Origin of the sequence: Novosphingobium sp. YAF33 (genome assembly GCF_052113265.1) — a bacterium.
Classification (GTDB): Bacteria; Pseudomonadota; Alphaproteobacteria; order Sphingomonadales; family Sphingomonadaceae; genus Novosphingobium.
This window is the reverse complement of record NZ_JBFRCW010000001.1, coordinates 430105-450226: the sequence shown is the minus strand read 5'-3', so window position 1 is coordinate 450226 and position 20122 is coordinate 430105. Positions and strand designations below refer to the sequence as shown.

The 20122-nt window shown below is 66.3% G+C and carries 27 protein-coding genes; 21 read left to right on the top strand and 6 right to left on the bottom strand.

The genetic code is table 11. The features are described 5' to 3' along the window. Positions 1-23: 23 nt before the first annotated feature. The 13 genes from motA to AB4Z00_RS01980 all read left to right on the top strand — a co-directional run bounded on the left by motA (position 24) and on the right by AB4Z00_RS01980 (position 9662). A complete protein-coding gene (motA, locus tag AB4Z00_RS02040) occupies positions 24-908 on the top strand; it encodes a flagellar motor stator protein MotA (RefSeq protein ID WP_021233049.1) in 885 nt (294 codons plus the stop codon). Next, entirely contained in the window at positions 892-1254 is a 363-nt protein-coding gene (locus AB4Z00_RS02035) for an STAS domain-containing protein (protein WP_132268614.1), read from the top strand. The genes motA and AB4Z00_RS02035 overlap by 17 nt, the downstream gene beginning before the upstream one ends. After that, complete coding sequence (locus tag AB4Z00_RS02030) at positions 1251-1616, top strand: response regulator (protein ID WP_132268615.1); 366 nt, start codon at positions 1251-1253, stop codon at positions 1614-1616. The genes AB4Z00_RS02035 and AB4Z00_RS02030 overlap by 4 nt, the downstream gene beginning before the upstream one ends. Next, positions 1613-3862 (top strand): chemotaxis protein CheA, encoded by a 2250-nt coding sequence (locus AB4Z00_RS02025; protein WP_442044721.1) that lies wholly within the window; start codon positions 1613-1615, stop codon positions 3860-3862. The genes AB4Z00_RS02030 and AB4Z00_RS02025 overlap by 4 nt, the downstream gene beginning before the upstream one ends. Then, positions 3859-4350 (top strand): chemotaxis protein CheW, encoded by a 492-nt coding sequence (locus AB4Z00_RS02020; protein WP_431567274.1) that lies wholly within the window; start codon positions 3859-3861, stop codon positions 4348-4350. The genes AB4Z00_RS02025 and AB4Z00_RS02020 overlap by 4 nt, the downstream gene beginning before the upstream one ends. Further along, a complete protein-coding gene (locus AB4Z00_RS02015) occupies positions 4350-5237 on the top strand; it encodes a CheR family methyltransferase (RefSeq protein ID WP_132268620.1) in 888 nt (295 codons plus the stop codon). The genes AB4Z00_RS02020 and AB4Z00_RS02015 overlap by 1 nt, the downstream gene beginning before the upstream one ends. Then, positions 5234-6265, top strand: a complete 1032-nt coding sequence (locus AB4Z00_RS02010; protein WP_431567275.1) for a protein-glutamate methylesterase/protein-glutamine glutaminase — start codon at positions 5234-5236, stop codon at positions 6263-6265. Before AB4Z00_RS02015 ends, AB4Z00_RS02010 begins: the two co-directional genes overlap by 4 nt. A gap of 12 nt (positions 6266-6277) precedes the next feature. Beyond that, on the top strand, positions 6278-6667 hold the full coding sequence (locus AB4Z00_RS02005) for a response regulator (RefSeq protein ID WP_207913048.1): 390 nt from the start codon (positions 6278-6280) through the stop codon (positions 6665-6667). Positions 6668-6672: 5 nt separating this feature from the next. Beyond that, positions 6673-7203 carry a chemotaxis protein CheD gene (locus AB4Z00_RS02000; RefSeq protein ID WP_132268626.1) on the top strand — a complete coding sequence of 177 codons (531 nt, stop codon included), beginning with the start codon at positions 6673-6675 and terminating at the stop codon, positions 7201-7203. 32 nt (positions 7204-7235) lie between these two features. Continuing rightward, on the top strand, positions 7236-7559 hold the full coding sequence (locus AB4Z00_RS01995) for a hypothetical protein (protein WP_243654383.1): 324 nt from the start codon (positions 7236-7238) through the stop codon (positions 7557-7559). A gap of 12 nt (positions 7560-7571) precedes the next feature. Further along, positions 7572-8438, top strand: coding sequence for a flagellar motor protein MotB (locus AB4Z00_RS01990; protein WP_431567276.1), 867 nt, complete (start codon positions 7572-7574; stop codon positions 8436-8438). A gap of 112 nt (positions 8439-8550) precedes the next feature. Then, positions 8551-8988, top strand: coding sequence for a hypothetical protein (locus AB4Z00_RS01985; RefSeq protein ID WP_314463893.1), 438 nt, complete (start codon positions 8551-8553; stop codon positions 8986-8988). A gap of 23 nt (positions 8989-9011) precedes the next feature. Beyond that, positions 9012-9662, top strand: a complete 651-nt coding sequence (locus tag AB4Z00_RS01980; RefSeq protein ID WP_442044717.1) for a PilZ domain-containing protein — start codon at positions 9012-9014, stop codon at positions 9660-9662. A 68-nt stretch (positions 9663-9730) separates the two neighbouring features. Here the strand turns inward: AB4Z00_RS01980 and fliP are convergent, their stop codons facing one another. From fliP to AB4Z00_RS01965, 3 genes are read right to left on the bottom strand one after another with little or no spacing between them, the layout of a single operon-like run. Further along, positions 9731-10474, bottom strand: a complete 744-nt coding sequence (fliP, locus tag AB4Z00_RS01975) for a flagellar type III secretion system pore protein FliP (RefSeq protein WP_132268631.1) — start codon at positions 10472-10474, stop codon at positions 9731-9733. Beyond that, positions 10467-10808 (bottom strand): FliO/MopB family protein, encoded by a 342-nt coding sequence (locus AB4Z00_RS01970; RefSeq protein ID WP_132268633.1) that lies wholly within the window; start codon positions 10806-10808, stop codon positions 10467-10469. The genes fliP and AB4Z00_RS01970 overlap by 8 nt, the downstream gene beginning before the upstream one ends. Before the next feature lie 4 nt (positions 10809-10812). Then, a complete protein-coding gene (locus AB4Z00_RS01965; RefSeq protein ID WP_132268634.1) occupies positions 10813-11046 on the bottom strand; it encodes a FliM/FliN family flagellar motor switch protein in 234 nt (77 codons plus the stop codon). Between the two features lie 118 nt (positions 11047-11164). Here AB4Z00_RS01965 and flgC point away from each other — a divergent pair, with 118 nt between their 5' ends. The 8 genes from flgC (at position 11165) to AB4Z00_RS01925 (ending at position 16100) form a co-directional block, all read left to right on the top strand. After that, positions 11165-11572 carry a flagellar basal body rod protein FlgC gene (gene flgC / locus AB4Z00_RS01960; RefSeq protein ID WP_132268636.1) on the top strand — a complete coding sequence of 136 codons (408 nt, stop codon included), beginning with the start codon at positions 11165-11167 and terminating at the stop codon, positions 11570-11572. A gap of 11 nt (positions 11573-11583) precedes the next feature. Then, positions 11584-11943, top strand: a complete 360-nt coding sequence (locus AB4Z00_RS01955) for a flagellar hook-basal body complex protein FliE (RefSeq protein WP_132268638.1) — start codon at positions 11584-11586, stop codon at positions 11941-11943. Between the two features lie 100 nt (positions 11944-12043). Beyond that, complete coding sequence (locus AB4Z00_RS01950) at positions 12044-12307, top strand: flagellar biosynthetic protein FliQ (RefSeq protein ID WP_132268639.1); 264 nt, start codon at positions 12044-12046, stop codon at positions 12305-12307. A gap of 4 nt (positions 12308-12311) precedes the next feature. Next, a complete protein-coding gene (gene fliR / locus AB4Z00_RS01945; RefSeq protein ID WP_442044712.1) occupies positions 12312-13097 on the top strand; it encodes a flagellar biosynthetic protein FliR in 786 nt (261 codons plus the stop codon). A gap of 4 nt (positions 13098-13101) precedes the next feature. After that, complete coding sequence (gene flhB, locus AB4Z00_RS01940; protein ID WP_132268643.1) at positions 13102-14196, top strand: flagellar biosynthesis protein FlhB; 1095 nt, start codon at positions 13102-13104, stop codon at positions 14194-14196. Between the two features lie 101 nt (positions 14197-14297). Beyond that, entirely contained in the window at positions 14298-15386 is a 1089-nt protein-coding gene (locus AB4Z00_RS01935) for a flagellar basal body P-ring protein FlgI (protein WP_431567280.1), read from the top strand. Positions 15387-15388: 2 nt separating this feature from the next. Further along, positions 15389-15688, top strand: coding sequence for a rod-binding protein (locus AB4Z00_RS01930; protein WP_134094046.1), 300 nt, complete (start codon positions 15389-15391; stop codon positions 15686-15688). Next, positions 15678-16100 carry a flagellar biosynthesis protein FlgN gene (locus AB4Z00_RS01925; protein ID WP_132268648.1) on the top strand — a complete coding sequence of 141 codons (423 nt, stop codon included), beginning with the start codon at positions 15678-15680 and terminating at the stop codon, positions 16098-16100. The genes AB4Z00_RS01930 and AB4Z00_RS01925 overlap by 11 nt, the downstream gene beginning before the upstream one ends. Positions 16101-16397: 297 nt before the next feature. Here the strand turns inward: AB4Z00_RS01925 and AB4Z00_RS01920 are convergent, their stop codons facing one another. The 3 genes from AB4Z00_RS01920 to AB4Z00_RS01910 form a co-directional block, all read right to left on the bottom strand. Further along, positions 16398-17825 (bottom strand): putative bifunctional diguanylate cyclase/phosphodiesterase, encoded by a 1428-nt coding sequence (locus tag AB4Z00_RS01920; RefSeq protein ID WP_442044709.1) that lies wholly within the window; start codon positions 17823-17825, stop codon positions 16398-16400. Positions 17826-17907: 82 nt separating this feature from the next. Then, the gene (locus tag AB4Z00_RS01915) at positions 17908-19011 is read right to left on the bottom strand and encodes an XRE family transcriptional regulator (protein WP_442044707.1); all 1104 of its coding nucleotides are present in this window, start codon (positions 19009-19011) and stop codon (positions 17908-17910) included. Positions 19012-19693: 682 nt separating this feature from the next. Beyond that, positions 19694-20116, bottom strand: coding sequence for a flagellar biosynthesis protein FlgB (locus AB4Z00_RS01910; protein WP_314463883.1), 423 nt, complete (start codon positions 20114-20116; stop codon positions 19694-19696). Positions 20117-20122 lie beyond the last annotated feature (6 nt).

The window sequence follows — 20122 nt, the reverse complement described above, 5'->3', positions numbered from 1 at the left end:
GCCATCAATCGCGGATCTTCTTCATGCTCAACGCCATCGGCCTCGTCGTCATCCTGCTGTGCGTCTTCGGCAGCTTCCTGATGTCGGGCGGTAACATAATGGTCATCGCTCACGCCCTGCCGCACGAAATGCTGGCCATTGCCGGCGCGGCGGTGGGTGCGTTCATCCTCGGCAACTCGATGACCACGGTCAAGAAGACCTGGGCGGGGATCCAGCGCGTCTTCAAGGGCGGACGCTGGACCGAGGTCGACTTCCGCGATCTCCTGGCGCTGCTCTTCACGCTGCTCGCCACTTTCCGCAAGGAAGGCGCGAACTCGATCGAGAAGCATCTCGACGCGCCCGAGGAAAGCAGCATCTTCATGCGCTATCCCCGCCTGCTGGGGGACGAGGGGCTGATCGAGTTCATCTGCGACTACTTGCGCATGATGACCGTCAACTTCGAGGACCCGCACCAGCTGGCCGAGGCGATGGAAGGTGACATCGAGCGCCACCATGCCGAGGAACTGGCCCCGCAGCACGCGCTGCAGATGATGGCCGACGGCCTGCCTGCCCTCGGCATCGTCGCCGCCGTTCTGGGCGTCATCAAGACCATGAGTTCGATCGACCAGCCCACCGAGATCCTCGGCGCGATGATCGGCGGCGCTCTGGTCGGTACGTTCCTGGGCGTGCTGCTGGCCTACTGCCTGGTCGGGCCGATCGCGCAGAAGCTGCAGCAGATCATCGATTCCGATTTCAAGCCCTACCTCATCGTCAAGACCGCGATCGTCGGACACGCGCAGGGCCAGCCGACCGAAGTGGCCATCGAGCTTGCGCGCCGCATGACGCCGTCTCCCTATGCCCCTTCGTTCACGCAGCTCGAGACCGCGCTCGACGAAGTGAAGGATCAGCTCAATGCCAAACCTGCCTGAACCCGTGCCGTTCGAAGAGTTCGGACTGGACGCCGCTGCCGCGGATTTCGCCGGAGAGGACCGCGCGCTGCAACTGCCGGTCCATGGCTCCACCGTGACGGCCGAAGACTTGCGTGTCCGCATGGTCCTGGCCTGCGACTTCGAAGGTGCGATGAACATCGACGCCAGCCGGGTCGAGACGGTGGGCCAGGCCGTGCTGCAACTCCTGGTCGCCGCGCGCACCGAGGCGCTGGACGCCGGCCACGAATTCGAAATCGTCAATCCCAGCACGGCCTTCGTCGAGCGCGTGCAGGCCTGCGGACTGGCAGAAGCCGTCGGCCTATCTGAAGAGGAATTCCCGTCGTGAGCAAACTCATCCTGACCGTCGACGATTCCGCCTCGATGCGGATGCTTCTCAAGGCCTCGCTGGCCGCGCAGGGCTTCCGCGTGGAAGCGGCCGATGACGGCGAGCACGGCCTCGAGCGCATGCACGAGGTGAAGCCCGACCTGCTCATCACCGATATCAACATGCCCAAGATGGACGGCTTCGAACTGATCGAGGCGGTCCGCTCGGTGCCCGAATTCCGCGGCACCCCGATCCTGGTGCTCTCCACCGAGTTCTCGGACGAGAAGAAGACCCGTGCCCGCGAAGCCGGGGCCACGGGCTGGATCACCAAGCCCTTCGAAGCCGCCAAGCTGGGAGCGGCTGTCCGCCGCGTCTGTCCGTGAGCGACGAACTCGACGAAATCCAGGGCATCTTCTTCGAGGAGTGCGCCGAAGGTCTTGCCGTGGCCGAACAGGGTCTTTCGGCGATGGCCGAAGGCGATGTCTCGTCCGAGACGATCGCCGGCGTGTTCCGCGCGGTCCACTCGATCAAGGGCGGTTCGGGCGCTTTCGGCCATGCCGCGCTGCTCGCCTTCTCGCACCGCTTCGAGAACGTGCTTGACGAAGTGCGCGCCGGCCGCATTCCCGCCAGCGGCGAAGTGACCCAGACCATGCTGGGCGCCTTCGACATCCTCTCGGATCATGTCACGGCGGCACAGGGCGGCACCGAGCCGCCGGCCGACGCAGTCATGCTGGAACAGCTCGACGCGATCCTGGAAAGCAAGGGCGCCGCCCCGCAGGCCTCGCCCGTCGTCGCTGCGCCCGAGCCGGTGGCCGAGCTGGATGATTTCGGCTTCATGCCGGTCGCGGCGGTGATCGACGACTTCGATCCCTTCGGCTTCGAGCCGGTGGCGGTCGAGCTGGACGATTTCGCCTCTCCGGAACCGGCGGAGCCTGCCGGATGGACCGTTCGCTTCGGCCCTTCGCGCGGCGCGCTGGCCAATGGCGGCGAACCGATGCTGGTCATCCGCGAACTGGAAGAGATGGGCGCGGCGGTCACCGCCGTCGATACCGGCGCGCTTCCGGGCCTGCGCGATCTCGATCCCGAGGACAGCTATTTCGTCTGGACCCTGACCCTGCCCGGCAGCGTGGCCGAACAGGACATCCGCGACTGCTTCGACTTCGTGGCCCCGGACTCGCTGATCGAGATCGAGCGTGCCGCCGCCGTGGTGATGGTGGTGGTCGAGGAGCCGGCCGCAGAGGACTTCGACGGCTTCGGCGTATTCGAGCCGCTGCCGGTTTCCCTGCCGGATCTTGACCTGGCACCAGCCGAGCCGATGCTGACGCTGGTGCCCGCGGCCGCTGCTCCGGCGGTACCGGCCCCTGTCGTGCAGGCGGCGCCTGCGAAAGCGGCACCGGCCCAGGCCGAAAAGCCCAAGGCGGAAGCCCGCCAGGGCAACGTCGAAGTGGCGCAGTCGATCCGCGTGGACTTGTCCAAGCTGGACCAGCTGCTCAACCTTGTGGGCGAACTGGTGATCCGCGGGTCGATCCTGTCGGACCGGCTCTCGCCCGCCGACCAGGAACGCGTCGAACTGCCGGAACTCTCGCGCCTGACGCGGCAGATCCAGGACAACGTGATGTCGCTGCGCGCGCAGCCGATCAAGCAGGCCTTCTCGCGCGTGCCGCGCATGCTGCGCGATCTCTCGGCCGAGACCGGCAAGAAGGTCGTGCTCGAAACCATCGGCGAGATGACCGAAGTGGACAAGGGCGTGATCGAGAAGATCGGCGACCCGCTGACCCACATGATCCGCAACGCAGTGGACCATGGCATCGAAAGCGCCGAGGAACGCCTTGCCGCCGGCAAGCCTGCCGAAGGCACGATCCACTTGTCCGCCGAGCAGAAGGGCGCGCGCATCATCGTGCGCGTACGGGACGACGGGCGCGGCATCAACCGCGAACGCGTGCGCGCCAAGGCGATCGAGCGCGGCATCATTTCCGCGGATGCGCCGATTTCCGACGAGGAGATCGACGGCCTGATCTGCGCGCCGGGCTTCTCCACGGCCGAGACGATCTCGAACATCTCGGGCCGGGGCGTGGGCATGGACGTGGTCCGTTCCAACGTCGAGGCCCTGGGCGGCCGCCTGGAGATCAACTCGGTACCGGGCGAGGGCACGACCTTCACGATGGCGCTGCCGCTGACTCTGGCGATCCTCGACGGCATGATCGTGCGCCTGGGAGACCAGCGCTTCGTGCTGCCGCTGGCCAATGTGATCGAGACCGTCCAGCCCGAGCCGGGCCAGGTCCAGGCGACTTCGCCCAGCTCCGAAGTGATCGAGCTGCGCGGGCAGTACCTGCCGGTGCGCCGCGTGGGCGAGCTGTTCGGCATGCGGTCCCACCGCGTGCCCGAGGACTCGCTCGTCATCATCGTCGAGAGCGAGACGGCCGGGAACGTCGGCCTCATGGTCGACACGATCGATAACCGCCGCGAAGTCGTGATCAAGAGCCTGGAGGACAACCTCCACCCGATCCGCGGCCTCGGCGGTGCGACCATCCTGGGCGACGGCTCGATCGCGCTGATCCTCGACATCGATGCCCTGGTCGCGCCGACCGGCGGCTCATCCAAGTATGCGCTGAAAGGAATGGCAGCATGAGCACCGAAGATAGCGAACTCGACGAACGCAAGATCGTCACTTTCACCCTGGGCAACCGCCTGTTCGGCATCGACATGCGCTCGCTGATCGAAATCCGCGAATGGGAAGAACCCACCCCGCTGCCGAGCGTGCCGCCTTATGTGAAGGGCGTGACCAACTTGCGCGGCTCGGTCGTGCCCGTGGTCGGCCTGTCCGAGCGCCTGGGCTGGGCGCCCAGCGAGCTGCACTCGCGTTCGTGCATCCTGGTCGTCACCATCGCCGGGCGCCATGCCGGCTTCCTGGTGGACGAAGTGCAGGACATCGTCGTGATCCAGGGCAGCGAGATCCAGCCCGCGCCGGATGTCGAGATCAACGAGCAGGGCGCCATCGCCGGTCTCGTCAAGATCGAACGCCGCACCCATGATGCCGCGGCCAATGCCGAGGCCATGTGCCTGCTGCTCGACCTCGACGCGCTGAGCCTCACCCGCCAGGTGCCGGACTTCGCATAATGACCGTGCTGGCTTCCCCTGAAGCGACGAGCGGCAGCGCGTTGGGCGGCACGGCCGAGCTGCGTCCTGCCCAGTTCCGCGACATTGCCGCGATCATGCAGCGAGAGGCGCGCATCCATCTGGTCGAGGCCAAGATGACGCTCGTCCACTCGCGGCTGAGCCGCCGCCTGCGCGAGCATGGGCTGACGAGCTTCGTGGACTACGTCGCGCTGGTCCAGCGCGATGCCGGGGAACGCCACGCCATGGTGGTGGCGCTGACCACCAACCACACGCATTTCTTCCGCGAGAACCACCACTTCGACCACTTGCGCCGCGACGTCCTGCCCAAGCTGCAGGACCGTGCGCGCAAGGGCGAGAAAGTGCGGATCTGGTCCGCCGGTTGCTCCAGTGGCGAGGAAGTCTATTCGATCGCCATGTGCCTGGCAGGAGACGGGCCGACCAGCGCGGCCTGGCTCCAGCAGGGCGACGTGCGCCTGCTCGCCACCGACATCGCCCCGCATGTCGTGCAGTCCGTGCAGGAGGCGCGCTATTCGGCGGCCACGGTCGAGCCGGTGCCCGAGACCTATCGCCGGCGCTGGATGCGGGCCGAAGCGAACGGCGACCATGTCGTGGCCGATCCGCTGCGCGAGCTGGTGGCGGCGCGGGTGCTCAACTTGTTCGAGCCCTGGCCGATGCGCCGCAAGTACGACGTGATCTTCTGCCGCAACGTGATGATCTACTTCGACGATACCGCCAAGGCCGAGCTGGAGGCGCGCTTCGTCGAGATGCTGGCGCCCGGCGGCTATCTCTACATCGGCCATTCGGAGCGCCTGATCGGCCCCGCCACCCGGCTGATGAAGCCGGCGGGGCAGACGATCTACGTCCGCAACGACGGAGGCGCGGCATGACCCTGGCGCCTGAAAAGACGCGCGTCCTGATCGTGGACGACAGCGCCGCCATGCGCGCGCTGCTGAACAAGTTGCTGAGCCACGACCCCGCCATCGAAGTGGTCGGCATGGCGCCAGAGCCCCACGCCGCGCGCGAGATGATCAAGTCGCTCAATCCCGACGTGGTCACGCTCGACATCGAGATGCCCGGGATGGACGGACTGTCTTTCCTCGAACGCATCATGCGCCTGCGGCCGATGCCGGTGGTCATGTGCTCCACCCTGACGGCGCGCGGCACCGAGGCGACCATCGAGGCCATGCGCCTGGGCGCCGTGGACTGCATCGCCAAGCCTTCCGGCAATCCGCTGGAGATCGCGCAGGACGGGGCGCTGCTGCGCAAGATCGTCAAGGCCGCGGCCCGTTCGTCGGTGCGCCGCACGGCCAGCCCGCCCACGCCGGTCAATGCCGCGCAGGGAAGCCTGCGCGACGTCGTTATCGCGGTGGGTGCCTCGACCGGCGGGGTGGAAGCCCTGTTCTCGATCATCGGCGCCCTGCCGCCCGATTGCCCGCCGGTCATGGTGGTACAGCACATGCCCGCGATCTTCACCGGCAGCTTCGCCACGCGGCTCGACAAGACCGCGCGGGTGCAGGTGGTGGAGGCCCAGAACGGCATGAACCTGCGCCGGGGCACGGTCTATCTCGCGCCCGGCGGCGGCCAGCACATGGAGCTGCTGGGCGGCACCAGTGGGCAGGTCAAGCTGGTGGCCGGCGACACGGTCAGCGGACACCGGCCTTCGGTGGACGTGCTGTTCCGTTCGGTCGCACGGCTCGGCTCGCGCGCGGTGGGGGTGATCCTCACCGGCATGGGTTCGGACGGCGCCATGGGCCTCAAGGCCATGCGCGACGCCGGCGCCCGCACGCTCGGGCAGAACCGCGATACTTGCGTGGTCTACGGAATGCCCCGCGCTGCCTTCGAGGCGGGCGCGGTGGAGAAGGAATTGAGTTTGTCCGCCATGCCCGAGGGAATCCTCGGCGCGTGTCGGAGGTAAATGGAGCGGTTCATGCCGGCAGCGTCTGCAATAAAAGTAATGGTGGTCGACGATCAGACGTCCATGCGCGCGATGATCCGTCGCACGCTACAGGATCTGGGTTTCAAGGACATTCGCGACAAGGGCGGCGCGGTGGAAGCACTCGCCTCCATCAAGACCGACCGGGTCCATCTGGTCATCTCGGACTACAACATGCCCGAAATGGACGGCCTGGAATTCCTGGAAGCCGTCCGCAACGATCCGGTGATCGGCAAGACCGTGTTCATCATGCTCACGGGTTCTGCCGACAAGGAAGTGGTCCAGAAGGCCGCGGCCCTGGGCGTGAACAACTATGTCGTGAAGCCTTTCGCGCCGGCGGCGCTGAAGGAAAAGATCGAACGCGTCTTCGGCGAACTGGTCTGAACGCCATGCGCCGCGTTGCCATCGTCCAGGGTGAATATCATGTGGTCAACCAGTCCGGCGTCGTCATCTCGACGCTGCTGGGCTCGTGCGTCGCGGCCTGCCTGCAGGACCCCGTCGCGCGGGTGGGCGGCATGAACCATTTCCTGCTGGGAGAGCCGGGCGCCGATGCGCCGGTGAACCCGGCGGACATGCAGCGCTACGGCGTCCATGCGATGGAACTGCTCATCAATGCCCTGATGAAGCGCGGCGCGCAGCGTTCGCGTCTGCGCGGCCACCTCTACGGCGGGGCGAACATCGTCGCCGGGCTGGGCGGGATCGGCACCAAGAACGGCCAGTTCGCGCGCAACTTCATGCAGACCGAAGGCATTGCGCTCGATCACAGTGACCTTGGCGGCACGCAAGCCCGCAAGGTGGAATTCATGCCTTACGAGGGCAGGGTGCGCGCGACGCTGGTGATGGACCAGCCGCTGCCGCCCGTCGTCCGTCCCAAGCCAATGCCGGTCTTCCAGCCGACCGGCGAACTGGAGCTGTTCTGATCATGGAACGGGCGGACATTCAGGGGGAAGCAATGACAATCGAATCCGAGGGACTCGGGACGGCACTGGGCACGGAACCGGGCCAGGGTCCGGCGGCCCCGCTCTGGCAGGCCCTGGCCCGCGAGATGCGCGTGGCCCGCGAACTGCTGGAACAGCTGGCCGGCGTGCTGGTGAACGACGAGCGCTTCGTGCTGGACTATATCGACCAGCTCCAGGCCTTCGACCTGATCGCCCAGCATGTGGATGAAAGCGCCGCGCTGCTCGACCGCGTGGCCGGCGGGCAGAGCCCCGGCGAGGCGATCGGCCAGGTGCGGCTGAGCGTCATGCAGGACCGGCTTCGCGCCGCCCTGGACTGAGGAATTCAAAGCGTGGCACGGGGCAACGAAGATCATCCCACGATCGTCATCCGCAAGGTCAAGAAGCATGCGCACGCTGGTCATCACGGCGGTGCGTGGAAGGTCGCCTATGCCGACTTCGTGACCGCGATGATGGCCTTCTTCATGCTGCTCTGGCTGCTGGCCAACCCGGACAAGGAGCAGCTCAAGGGCCTGGCGGAATACTTCTCGCCCAATGCCGACCGGTCTTCGCCGGCGACGACGCTGACCAACCAGCCCGGCTCGCAGCCGGGGCTCGGCGGGCACAGCCGCCGCAACCAGTCGGCCGACAACCGGGCCGTTGGCCAGCCTTCCGCCGAAGCCGGCACCAAGGGTGCGGCACGCGGCGGCACGGCCGATGTGCCCGAGGCGGCGCTGCGCGTCATGGCGCAAGAGATGCAGCTCTCGCTCGATCCGCCTGTCGATCCCAGCGAGGGCAAGCGCAGCGTCGACGTGGAGCCTTCGCGCGACGGCTTCCGCATCCACCTGATGGACAACGCCAACCGCTCGATGTTCAAGGGCCCGACCGCCCAGCTCAACGACTATGCCCGCAACCTGCTGGGCCGTATCGCTCACAAGCTGGCCGGTACCGGCGCCCAGGTCGCCATCGAAGGACATACGGACAGCACCGGCGGGCAGAGCGAGGCCAACTGGAACCTCTCCGCGCAGCGCGCCCTCTCGGCCCGCGCGGCCCTGGTCGCCTCCGGCCTGCCGGCGGATCGTTTCTCCGAAGTGGTGGCCAAGGCAGGGACCGAGCCGGTCTATCCCGACCGCCCGGACCGCCCGGAAAACCGCCGCATCACTATCGTCGTCATGGCCGAACCTTCTGCGCTGCCGCAGGATGCGAGCTTCAAGTTCTGAGAGCCCTCATAAAAATGGCTCGCATTTTTAGAACGGCACCGATTGGGGCCTGGGCCGGTGCCGCAAAATGCGCCTTCGGCGTATTTTCAGATAAACGAGACTGGAGACTATCGTGATCAAGCGGATCGTGATCGGCCTTGTCGCGCTGATCGCCGGCACCGGTGTCGGCATTGGCGGCGCCTATGCGGCCCGGCATTTCCTGCCGCAGGTCATGCCCGACCTTGGCCCTGTCCGGGTCGAGACCGAATTCGTGCCCACGGGCACCATCCTTGCCCCGCTGACATTCCCGGATGGCCGCCTGTCGGGCTACGTCTCGTTCGAGTGCCAGATCGAAGTCGACAAGGGCAAGGCCGAGGATGTGACCGGCCAGCTGCCGCTGCTGCTCAATGCCGTGAACATGCGCACCTATCGCACGCCGCTGGCCAGCGGGCCGGACGGCATGATCCCTGGCGTGGAGGCCTTCCGCCGGGTGGTGATGGACGCCGCCGTGGAAGTCTACGGCAAGGATCTCGTCCACCGCGTGGTGGTCACGCAGGCCTCGCCGGTCTGAGCGGGGCGGGGGAGAAAGACGCGATGCCCTTGTCATCGTCCGCCATGCCGCAGCCTGCAGGGGCCGTCCCGTCATCGTCGCCGGTGCCGCCGCGCGTTGCGCGCGGGCCGCGGGTCACGACGATCCTGCTCATCGGCAAGCTCGCCAGCCATTCGGGCGAGACGATCTGCCGCATCCGCAACATCTCGGACAACGGCTTCATGGCCGAAGTTCACGGTGCTTTCGCCGTGGACCAGAAGGTCGAGGCGACGCTCAAGGCCGGAGACGTGTTGCGCGGCAAAGTCCGCTGGTCGCTCAATGGCCGGATCGGCGTGGAGTTCGATGCGCCGGTCGACGTCGCGGGACTGCTCGGTCATGTCGCCAATCGCATCGGTCCCGAGGGCATTGCGCGCGGGCCGCGCTTCGACGTCGATTGCGGCGCCGAGCTGCTGGCTGCGCACCAGCGCCACGACGTCCGCCTGATCGACCTTTCGCAGGGAGGCGCACGCCTGGTCGCGGAAGTGCAGGTCGCGCGCGACAGCATCGTCAGGCTCACCCTTCCGGGCCTGGGCGAACGCGAAGCCGCGGTGCGCTGGGTGGGAGAGGGCGCCTATGGCCTCTCTTTCCTGGAACCCTTGCCCTTTGCGGACTTCGGCCCCTGGCTGATGAACCGCGTGCTGCGCTACGGCGCCTGATGACAAAAGGGGCGCGGCAGGCCTGATCCTGCCGCGCCCCCTTCAGGCGAACCGGACGGCGAAGGGCGCTACCCGGGCACCCCGAAACTCTTCACCAGCGACCCGGCGATCAGCGCCCAGCCGTCCACCAGCACGAAGAAGATGATCTTCATCGGCAGCGAGATCGTCGCGGGGGGCAGCATCATCATGCCCATGGCCATGAGCACGGCGGCCACTGCCAGGTCGATCACCAGGAACGGCAGCAGCAGCAGGAAGCCGATCTCGAAAGCGCGGCGCAGTTCGGAGATCATGAAGGCGGGCATCAGCGTCGTCATCGGCAGATCCGCGCGCGATGCGGGCACTTTGCCGGAGAGCTGGACGAACAGCTTCACGTCGTCGTCCCGGACCTGCTTGAGCATGAACGTGTGGAACGGCTTGCTGGCACGTTCCAGCGCCTGGGTCTCGTTGATGCGGCCCTGGTTGTAGGGGACCATGCCCTCTTTCCAGGCTGCATCGAACGTCGGGGCCATGACGAAGAACGACAGGAACAGCGCCAGGCTGATGATGACCGGGTTGGGCGGCACGCCCTGGGCGCCAAGGCCCGAGCGCAGCAGCGAAAGGGCAACGATGATGCGCGTGAACGAGGTGACCGTCATCAGGATGCCGGGCGCCAGGCTCAGCACCGTCATCAGCAGGACGAGCTGGATCACCCTTCCGGACATCGCGCCTTCGCCAAGGGCGCCGGCGGCCTTCTGGGCCATGGCGGCTTCGGGCAACACGGCAAGAATTGCCGCCCCGCACAGCGCGGCGGCAATGGCATAGCGTTTATGCATCGACAGGGGCTTTCGGTGTACTTTTCGGGGAGACCGGGCCGATGCACGGCGCGGAATCGAGCATGACGACGCCTTCGGGCGAGATCAGCAGGCTGATCTCGCGGTAATCGCGGCGGATGAGGACGACCGAGCGGCGGGGATCGATGGCAAGGCGCTCGATCAGTTCCAGCCGACGATCGGGACGAGCCTGGCCCATGCCGGCAAAAAGCTGGCCGTTCAGCCACTTCTGCGGCAGTTTCAGGTCATAGCGGCGCACCACCCAAAGCGCGCCGACCAGCATGCCGAGCACCACGCCCAATGCGCCGATGGTGCGCAGCAGAGAGAGAAAATCCATCCTCTCAGCGCTCGCGTTCGACGACCTTGGTGATCTCCAGCGACATCACCTCGCCGTTCACCAGGATCTTGCCTTCTGCCACCAGCTGGTCGTTCACATAGACGCGGGTGGGATCGTTGTGCCCGCAATCGAGCGGGATCATTGCGCCGCGGCTCATCTTGAGAACCTGCCGGATGGGGATGCTGGTCGATCCGAGTACGATCGACATGTCGATGGGAATGCCTTCGAGAACGGACATGACGCGTCTCCTTTCAAGCCTGCTTATAGGAATTATTTTATAGGAGCATGCCGCCGCTAGGCAAAAAATGCCTATAAGGATGCTGACTGCCGCAAGGGGCAGGGCAGGAGCTGTGTTGATGGAACTTCAGAACTCGATCGGCGTCTCGGCATCGGGCCTTCGCGCCCAGTCGCTGAGAATGCGCGTGATCGCGGAAAACCTGGCGAACTCGGATTCCGTGGCGAAGACGCCCGATGCCGATCCCTATCGCCGCCGGGTCGCCACCTTCACTGCCGAAGTCGACCGTGCCAGCGGTGCCACCCAGGTCGCCGTCAAGTCGATCGAAGGCGACAAGAGCCAGTTCGGGCGCGTCTACCAGCCGGGTAGCCCGGCCGCCGACGCGCAGGGCTATGTCAGCCAGCCCAACGTCAACCCGCTGATCGAGGCTGCCGACATGAAGGCGGCGCAGCGGTCCTACGAAGCCAACCTCAATGCGATCGAATCCGCGCGCGGCATGACCATGCGCACTATCGACCTGCTCAAGTAAGGAACATCTCCATGGCAATCGGAGCACTCGACGCCGCGGCCGCCTATGGCCGCGCGATGAAGACGGCTGGGCCGTCGGTCGGTGGTAGCGGGGGCGGCCTCGCCGGCCTCGGCGACATGGCCGGAGGCCTGTCCGGCGCGGTATCCGGCGCGGGCGGCAACTTCGGCACCATGGTGGAATCCATGGTGACCGACGCTTCGTCCTCGCTGCGCACCGCCGAGGCGGAAAGCGCCAAGCAAGTGGCCGGCAAGGGCGATCTGATCGACGTCGTCACCGCCATCGGCGCAGCGGAAAGCGCGCTCGACACCGTGGTGGCCGTGCGCGACCGCGTGGTCAGCGCCTATTCCGACATCATGCGGATGCAGATCTAGACGACCGCGCAGTGGCGGGGCCGGCCGGGACGGAATCCCGGCCTGCAACCGCCACATCCTGCAAACGCCACATCCTTCCACCGAAAGACAGACGGCAGTCATGACCTCACCCGAAGCCATCGAGATCGCGCGCGCGGCGCTGGTGCTGGTGCTGACCATCGCCGGCCCCATGCTGATCGCGGCGCTGATCGTCGGCGTCGCCATCGGCTTGCTTCAGGCCCTTACCCAGGTGCAGGAAATGACCCTGACATTCGTGCCCAAGATCCTGGTCCTGGGCGTGGTCATGCTGGTTTCGCTGCCCATGATCGGTCATGCCCTCGGCGCCTTCATGGACCGCATCGCCGACGCCATCGTCACCGGCTGAAACCATGGCCGGCGCATCCCTCGACATGGTGACCCTGGCGGCGCTGCCGATCGATGCGGCGACGTTCCTGATCCTGTTCTGCCGGGTGGGTGCGGTGATCATGCTGCTGCCGGCCTTCTCCGAAGATTCGGTGCCGCCGCAGATCCGGCTGGTGATGTCGCTGGGCTTCACGGTCGGCCTTTACGGCATGCTCCAGGGCCAGGTCGCGCCCGCGGTTAAGTCGGACGTTTCGTTGCCGCTCCTGGTGATCGGCGAAGTGCTGGTGGGCATCGCGATGGGCATGATCGTGAAGATCCTGTTCAGCGCGGCTGCCGTCGCCGGATCGATTGCCAGCCTGCATGTCGGCCTGGCCTCCGCGCTCGTGGCCGACCCCTCGATGGGCGGGCAGTCTCCGCTGCTCTCGCGCCTGTTCGGGATCGCGGCGGTGATCGTCTGCATGAGCCTGGGCGTCCACCACTTGTGGATCGCCTCGATCTTCCAGTCCTATTCGGTGTTCCCGGTAGGCGGACTGCCGCCCGCCGCGCAGTTCGCCGATCTTGCGGTGAAAGTCACCGGCCAGTCGCTGGCGCTGGGCGTCAGCCTGGCCGCGCCGCTGATCCTCTATGGCGCGCTGTTCAACGTCGGCCTCGGCCTGGCCGCCCGCGTGGCGCCGTCGATCCAGGTCTTCTTCATCACCCAGCCCCTCAACCTGCTGCTCGGCATCTCTTTGCTGGCGATGACTCTCGGCACGATGCTGACGGCCTTCGCGAACGCCATGGGCGCCTTCATGCAGAACGGATGGAGCCTCTAGAGCCATGGCCGAGAGCGACAAGGACCAGCGGACTCACGAGCCGACCCAGAAGAAGCTCGACGATGCCCGCAAGCGCGGCGAAGTGGCGATGGCGCCGGAAGTGCGCCACGCCACGATGATGGCCGGCGCGCTGATCGTCACGGGCTGGGTCGGCATTTCCGCGATCCGCCATCTCGGCATGATGTTGACCCGCCTCTGGGGCAGCGCCGAGGACTATCCGCTCGATCCCGATGGCGCGCAGAACCTGATGACCGGGGTGGCGCGCCATTTCATGCTCTCGATGCTGCCGGTGTTCGGCGTGCTGTTCGCCTGCGCGGTGGCCACGATGTTCCTTCAGGGCCGCGCCACACTGAGCTGGTCGCGCCTGAAGCCGAAGTGGTCCAAGCTCAACCCGGCCAGCGGGATGAAGCGCATCTTCGGCATGCGCGCGCTGGTGGAATTCGGCAAGACCCTGGCCAAGTTCAGCGCCATCGGCCTGGTGGTGTTCCTGGTGCTGAAGCCGCGCGTGACCGGGTTGGACCAGTTGGTCGGCTTCGCGCCGGGCGCGATCGGCGCCGCGGCGGGAACGCTGGCATACGAGGCGATCCGCGCAGTGCTGATGCTGGTCATGGCCCTGGCCCTGTTCGACTTCATCTATCAGCGCCGCGCCTTCATGAAGCGCATGATGATGACGTTCCAGGAAGTGAAGGACGAGCACAAGCAGAGCGACGGCGATCCCAAGATCAAGGCCAAGATCCGTCAGATCCAGATGCAGCGTTCGCGCAAACGCATGATGGCCGCGGTGCCCGAGGCCAGCGTCATCATCACCAACCCGACGCACTACGCCATCGCGCTGAAGTACGACCACGGTGCCATGGCCGCGCCGGTGGTGGTGGCCAAGGGCGTGGACGCCATTGCCCTGCGCATCCGCGAGATCGCCACCGAATCCAGGGTGCCGATCGTGGAGAGCCCGCCGCTCGCCCGCGCGCTCTACGCCGCCGTCGACATCGACCGGCCGATCCCGATCGAGCACTACGCCGCCGTGGCCGAGATCATCGGCTACGTCATGCGCCTGGCGCGCACGGGCAGCGGCGCCGGTGCGGCCCGGAAATACCCGTGAAAATCCCTGCCGCAGCCGCCGCCAGCCGCCTCTTTCTTCCTATAAGGACAGTGATGCCCAAGCCTTTCAAATCGAGGATGCAAGGTCCGCGTCTCGCCATGATGGCAGGCCTGGTGGCACTTGCTTCGGCGCTGGCGCCCACGGCGGCTTTCGCCGGGCCCCAGCCGCGCATCAAGGACATCGTCGATGTCGAGAACGTGCGGTCGAACCAGTTGGTCGGCTACGGTCTCGTCGTCGGCCTCCAGGGCACCGGCGACCGCATCCGCAACGTTCCCTTCACCGAAGAGACCTTGCAGGCCATGCTGGAGCGCATGGGCGTGAACATTCGCGGCACGCAGATGCTGACGCAGAACGTGGCCGCCGTGACGGTGACCGCGACCATGCCGGCCTTCGCCCGCGCGGGTTCCACCATCGACGTGCAGGTCTCCGCGCTCGGCGATTCCACCAGCCTGCAGGGCGGCATCCTGCTGGTCTCCTCGCTGCGCGCGCTCGATGGCGAGATCTACGCCGTGGCGCAGGGCCCCGTCGCGGTATCCGGCTTCAAGGCGCAGGGCGCGGCGGCCAAGCTCAGCCGCGGCGTGATGACCACCGCGCGCATCGCCGGCGGCGCCATCGTCGAGCGCGAGGTTCCCTATGACTTGCGCTCCGCCCAGACGCTGAAACTGGCGCTGAAGAATCCCGATTTCACCACCGCCCGCCAGATCGCCGCGACCATCAATCGCGAGGCGCCCGGCGCCGCCCAGGTGCTCGACCCCGGCACCGTGGAGATCAACCCGGCCGGCGGCTCGGTGATCGATCTCATCACCCGTGTCGAGAACCTGCCGGTACAAGTGGACCAGCCCGCGCGCATCGTCATCAACGAAGCCGCCGGCACCGTGGTCATGGGCGCGGACGTGCGCGTCAGCCCCGTTGCCATCGCGCAGGGCGGGCTGACCATCAGCGTCACCGAGACGCCGATCGTCTCGCAGCCCGCGCCGTTCTCCAGCGGCCAGACCACCGTGGTGCCGCGCACCAACGTCCAGGCGGACGACGGCAGCGGCGCCTCGCTGGCGGTGCTGAACGGCGGCACTTCGCTCCAGACCCTGGTTGCCGGGCTCAATGCCCTGGGCGTCAGCCCGCGCGACCTCATCACCATCCTGCAGGCGCTGCGCACGGCGGGCGCGCTGCAGGCCGAAATAGCGGTACAGTAAAGATGGCAGATCCGATTCTTGCTTCGCTTCCTTCCCGTCCCGCGGTCCAGACGCCGGATCGCAGCCCCGCCAAAGTGGCGCGCGATTTCGAAGGCGTCTTCGCAGGGCAGATCACCAAGATCATGCTGGAGACCGTCGAGCAGGGCGAGGATTTCAACGGCGGCCACGGCGAGGAAATGTTCCGCGGCGTCCTGGCCGAGCAGATCGGCACCCAGATCGCCAAGGGCAAGGGCCTGGGCATCGCTTCGGCGGTGGAAGCGCAGATCATCCGTTTGCAGGGAGGCAATGGCCATGCCCAATGAGCTGATCGAGATCATGACCTCGCTCTCGATGGTCATGCGCGAGGAGACCGAGCGTCTCGAAGGCCGCGAGCGCGCGCTCGAACTGGCCGAACTGGCGGCGGCGAAGACGCGGCTGGTGGGGTCGCTGGAAGAAGTCCTGGCGCGGCGCAACCGGCTCGACCCGGAATGGACCGAGCAGATGGACGACGAGACGCGCGAGCGCCTGGCCGAAGCCCTGGGCGAACTGCGCGCGGCCTCGCTGGTGAACTCGGCCCTGCTGGAGCGCCAGATCGAACTCTCGATGGAAATGATGGGCGCCATCGCCAACGAGGCCAAGCGTCTCTCTGGCAACCGCACTTATACCTATGGTTCCAAAGGCGACATCGCGCGCCTCGACCTGACCACGCCCATCTCGTTCAACAGCGAATACTGACCGGCAAGGCCCGGCGGGGGACCAGCGGTCTCTCGACCGGGCCTTGCCTGGTGTCGGGCTGGACCTTGTGCCAGCACCGGCGCGCACGGTTGCCTTCCGGCCGCACGGAAGCTGCGGCACGCGGCCTTTGCGGGATGGAAGTTCCGGGGCATGGCTCCGACGGTCCTGAAAGCTCTCGACCCTTCACGCGCTTCCATTGCGTTCCAACGGGACGCTGCTTGGCAATCCCGGCCAAACACCTCTTATGCGGAATTCGGACCCGCCCCGTGCGACATCAGGGGCGGCGAGGCGCGCCGATCAACAGGCCAGCGGAACCGTCAGGCCCCCCGCCAGGAGGGCGGCGGTCTCGTCGGCCGGCGCCGGGCGGCCGAACAGGTAGCCCTGGCCGAACGTGCAGCCCAGATCGGCGAGATAGCGTGCCTGCTGCTCGGTTTCGATCCCTTCGGCCGTCACGGGCATGGCAAGGCTCTGGCCGAGATCCACGACCACTTTCACCAGCTTGCGCCCGGCATCGCTGTCGAGCGACTGGACGAGCGTGCGGTCGATCTTGATCATGTCCAGCGGGATCTTGCACATGCGGCTGAGGCTGGCATAGCCCGAGCCGAAGTCGTCGAGCGCCACCTTGATGCCCGCCTCGCGCAAGGCGGCAACGGTGGCCTGGGCAGCGGCGACGTCGTGCATCACTGCATTCTCGGTGATCTCCACCGTCAGCCTGTCGGGCCTGAGTCCGCTGGCGAAGACGATCCGCAGCAGCCGCGAGGCGATGTGCGGTTCGCAGACCTGCCATGGCGACATATTGAGCGCGAGGCCGGTGCCGCCGCCCCACTCGTGCGCATCGCGGCAGGACTGGCGGAACATCGCATAAAGCAGGTCATCGTTGAGGCCCACGTCCTCGGCGATCGGCAGGAAGCTGTCCGGGGCGAGCAGGCCGCGCTGCGGATGTCGCCATCGCACCAGGGCCTCGAAGCGGACCACCCGGCGCGAGGCGAGCGCGACGATGGGCTGGTAATAGGGCACGAGTTCGCCGCGCAGCAGGCCGCCGCGCAAGTCCTCTTCCAGCGAGGCCCGCTCGGCCAGGCTGGCGAACATCTCGGGTGAAAAGCGCCGGGCGCAATCGCCGCCTGCATCCTTGGCATGAGTGAGGGCGATCGAGGCGCCGCGCAGCAGTTCCTCCGCGGGGACTGTTCCCGCGTGGTCCGTGGCGATGCCGATGGAGGCGGTCAGGTGCACCATGTGGCGGCCGAGGCTGACCGGTTCGCCGATCGCTTCCAGCAACTGCGCGGCGAGGCGCTCGGCAGGGATATCGGATGCGGTGATGCCTGATGCCGCGCGGGGCCGATCTTCGGGCAGGAAGCAGGCGAATTCGTCGGCACCGAGATGGATGACATGCGAGCGGCGCAGGACGCGGCGGCAGCGCTCGTGAACGATGTCGATCAGGAAGTCGCCGGTAGCAGGGCCGCAGAGATCGTTGATGAGCTTGAAACGGTCGAGATTGACCATCAGCAGCGAGACGGCCCGCGGTGGCATGGCCCGTGTGAAAGGCGCGCTTTCAGAGAGAGCGCTGCCGTCGGGAGGACGGGCTCCATCGGGCGCCCGGAGGCGGGCGAGGGCGTGCGAGACCAGCGTCAGCGGCGGAACGCGCGCGGCGGAGAAGCCCGCCGGGTCGGCCGTGGATCGCGGCGGGGGCCGCTTTCCATTCGGCTTGAACAGTTTAGGTATGCGCATCGTGCCTTCCGGGGGGTCTGACACATACCATTATATGGGGCCGGTCGGGACTATGGGCCCGGCCTCATGTCAATTGCTGTTACTATTCGAACACGGCCGCCAGGACCGTGGCCAGATTGGCCGGATCCAGCTCGTCTATGGCGACTTCGAGATCGGGGTTCTCGCTGTAGCCGAGCATCCGTCCATGACGGTCGAGCGTGACCGAGAGGACGCGCAGCCCTTCGGCTTCCGTCACCACGGCAAGGCCGCCGGCAGAGGGGAAGCGGTCGGGATCGACGATCAGAACCGAGCGTCCGGGAAGTCCGGCACCGAGCGTGGCCCGGCCCAGGCGCAGGCCATAGGCGCGGGGCCCGGCATTGCGCGGCGCTTCGACCTGGGCGCCGGCCGGCGTGAGGGCGATCAGTCCATCGGCCAGGGGGCTGCCGAAGACGGGCACGAGGCGAACGGAGGGGTGCTCCGCCACCATGGTATCGCCGCCAGCATCTTCCGCCAGAGCTTCCGCAGCGCGGCGCCTGCCGGCACCCCGTTCCAGCATGGGGCGCTCGCTCATGGCGCGGCCCAGGGAAGGACGATCGAGCGGCGGACGATCCAGCAGGGGATGCGGCACGGCGCGTGCGATGCCTTGCGCGCGAGAAGGGCCGTGCAGTTCGTCGCGCAGGGCGGCGATGCGACCGCGGGACTTGGCGATCCGCAGTTCCGGGTTCGCCACGAGCGGCAGCACCGGGTCCAGGTCTCCGCGCTGATGCGCCTCGGTGACGATGGCGATCAGTTCGCCGTCGTCCGCAGCCGCGAACAGCCGGCGCAGGGAAGCACGGACTTCCTCGTTCCAGCGATCGAAAGGCTTCAGGGCATTCTCGATACGCGACAGGATAACCGGGGCGATCCCATATTCGTGTTCGAGAGCGGCGATCGTCAGGGCATCGTCCGCCGCGCGGCGTGTGCGCAGGGCCGCCGCCAGAAGCACGGCGAAACGCTCGGCAGCGGGATCGACACGGTCGCTGCCATGGAGCGGATCCGCCCAGGCCGAGATGTCGAAATCGGGATCGTCGATGTCGATCAGGAGTTCGCCGGCATCGATGCCGAGGGCGGCCGCGATATCGCGCAGCTCTCCGGCACGCGCAAAGATCTCTCCCCTCTCGATCTTCGAAAGGCGAATATAGGTGATCGTCGGAAGCTTCTCCGACAACTCTAGCAGCGATCCAATATTCAGCTGCTTGCGAAATTTCCGGATGCGGTTCGGAAAGACGAGTGTTCGATATGCATCGATCTCGATTGCGGTCGGCGCCGTGGCAAGCGCCTTCCCAGTCCGCTTCTGCGATCCAAGCGGTTTTTGGGTCATTGAAGCTCTTATCTGGCTATGAATGAGGAATTTGTTCCACGGAACGCCCACTTGGTCAATAATCCATTATGTATATCGTACCAAAGTGGGTCGGATTGTCGTGACCGGCAATAACTTCCACCAGTTGCCTTCCTATTTTGCACCATAATGGCTAGTCTTGTGGTGTTTCCCGGAAATTTCAGCTTCGTTGCAGGAAAAACTTTCCTATCAAGTGCCGCTTGTCCAGGAGGCGTCCTCGTCCCGCAAAGGCAGAGTTAAAAAGCTGAAATACAAATAGTTTCGCTTTTGAACGTGCTGCGGCTTATCCAGTTCCCTCCTATCAGAATCGCTTCGTCGATTTTTTAGGATAAGGCAGGGGTAGATTGAAGGCAGGCTGAACGAACCCGCCTGATCGGCGATTCGCCTGCAGAGGGCGGCCTACCCCTTTCGAGGTATCGCACGCCGGATTTCACGCCTGTCGGATCGTCCTTTTACAGGGCGCGGCCCTCTGTGAGGTACCGCGCCCCTGGACATCCTCTCCCGAAGCGATTTAGCCGCGGCCGAGTGCCGTCTTCATGAGGCCCATCTGCTTGCGGTAGAGATTGGTCATGGCCGCGAAGTCGGCCTGGACCTGCCCCAGGGTCAGCAACTGGTCTTCCAGCGTGACATTGTTGCCGTCCGGCTTGGTTTCGGTTGTGTCGCCGTCCAGCACGACATGGCTGCCGGCCAGGGGCGGGCGGGCGCCGAGCGCGGACATGCCGCTGGACAGCTCCACTTTCGGCCGGGAGACGCGGGGCGTACCCGCTACGCCATATTGCGAGACGAGCGAGGAGAAGTCCGGCGCGTCCACGGTCCGCGCCTTGAACCCGGGCGTCTCGTTGTTGGCGATGTTCTCGGCGATCACGCGCTGGTGCTCGGCCATGTATTTCATGGCCTGGCCCATGCCATCGAAAATAGGAGGAAGAGAAGACATCAAGGT

Bases quoted from the DNA above. Each gene is read 5' to 3' on its own strand.
- AB4Z00_RS01920 (WP_442044709.1), bottom strand. From the start codon at position 17,825: ATGCGCATACCTAAACTGTTCAAGCCGAATGGAAAGCGGCCCCCGCCG.
- AB4Z00_RS01965 (WP_132268634.1), bottom strand. From the start codon at position 11,046: ATGTCCGTTCTCGAAGGCATTCCCATCGACATGTCGATCGTACTCGGA.
- flgC (WP_132268636.1), top strand. From the start codon at position 11,165: ATGGAACTTCAGAACTCGATCGGCGTCTCGGCATCGGGCCTTCGCGCC.
- AB4Z00_RS02005 (WP_207913048.1), top strand. From the start codon at position 6,278: ATGCCGGCAGCGTCTGCAATAAAAGTAATGGTGGTCGACGATCAGACG.
- fliR (WP_442044712.1), top strand. From the start codon at position 12,312: ATGGCCGGCGCATCCCTCGACATGGTGACCCTGGCGGCGCTGCCGATC.
- motA (WP_021233049.1), top strand. From the start codon at position 24: ATGCTCAACGCCATCGGCCTCGTCGTCATCCTGCTGTGCGTCTTCGGC.
- fliP (WP_132268631.1), bottom strand. From the start codon at position 10,474: ATGCATAAACGCTATGCCATTGCCGCCGCGCTGTGCGGGGCGGCAATT.
- AB4Z00_RS01950 (WP_132268639.1), top strand. From the start codon at position 12,044: ATGACCTCACCCGAAGCCATCGAGATCGCGCGCGCGGCGCTGGTGCTG.
- AB4Z00_RS01955 (WP_132268638.1), top strand. From the start codon at position 11,584: ATGGCAATCGGAGCACTCGACGCCGCGGCCGCCTATGGCCGCGCGATG.
- AB4Z00_RS01970 (WP_132268633.1), bottom strand. From the start codon at position 10,808: ATGGATTTTCTCTCTCTGCTGCGCACCATCGGCGCATTGGGCGTGGTG.
- AB4Z00_RS01935 (WP_431567280.1), top strand. From the start codon at position 14,298: ATGGCAGGCCTGGTGGCACTTGCTTCGGCGCTGGCGCCCACGGCGGCT.
- AB4Z00_RS02035 (WP_132268614.1), top strand. From the start codon at position 892: ATGCCAAACCTGCCTGAACCCGTGCCGTTCGAAGAGTTCGGACTGGAC.
- AB4Z00_RS01930 (WP_134094046.1), top strand. From the start codon at position 15,389: ATGGCAGATCCGATTCTTGCTTCGCTTCCTTCCCGTCCCGCGGTCCAG.
- AB4Z00_RS01995 (WP_243654383.1), top strand. From the start codon at position 7,236: ATGACAATCGAATCCGAGGGACTCGGGACGGCACTGGGCACGGAACCG.
- AB4Z00_RS02020 (WP_431567274.1), top strand. From the start codon at position 3,859: ATGAGCACCGAAGATAGCGAACTCGACGAACGCAAGATCGTCACTTTC.
- AB4Z00_RS01925 (WP_132268648.1), top strand. From the start codon at position 15,678: ATGCCCAATGAGCTGATCGAGATCATGACCTCGCTCTCGATGGTCATG.
- AB4Z00_RS02000 (WP_132268626.1), top strand. From the start codon at position 6,673: ATGCGCCGCGTTGCCATCGTCCAGGGTGAATATCATGTGGTCAACCAG.
- AB4Z00_RS02010 (WP_431567275.1), top strand. From the start codon at position 5,234: ATGACCCTGGCGCCTGAAAAGACGCGCGTCCTGATCGTGGACGACAGC.
- AB4Z00_RS02015 (WP_132268620.1), top strand. From the start codon at position 4,350: ATGACCGTGCTGGCTTCCCCTGAAGCGACGAGCGGCAGCGCGTTGGGC.
- AB4Z00_RS01980 (WP_442044717.1), top strand. From the start codon at position 9,012: ATGCCCTTGTCATCGTCCGCCATGCCGCAGCCTGCAGGGGCCGTCCCG.
- flhB (WP_132268643.1), top strand. From the start codon at position 13,102: ATGGCCGAGAGCGACAAGGACCAGCGGACTCACGAGCCGACCCAGAAG.
- AB4Z00_RS01910 (WP_314463883.1), bottom strand. From the start codon at position 20,116: ATGTCTTCTCTTCCTCCTATTTTCGATGGCATGGGCCAGGCCATGAAA.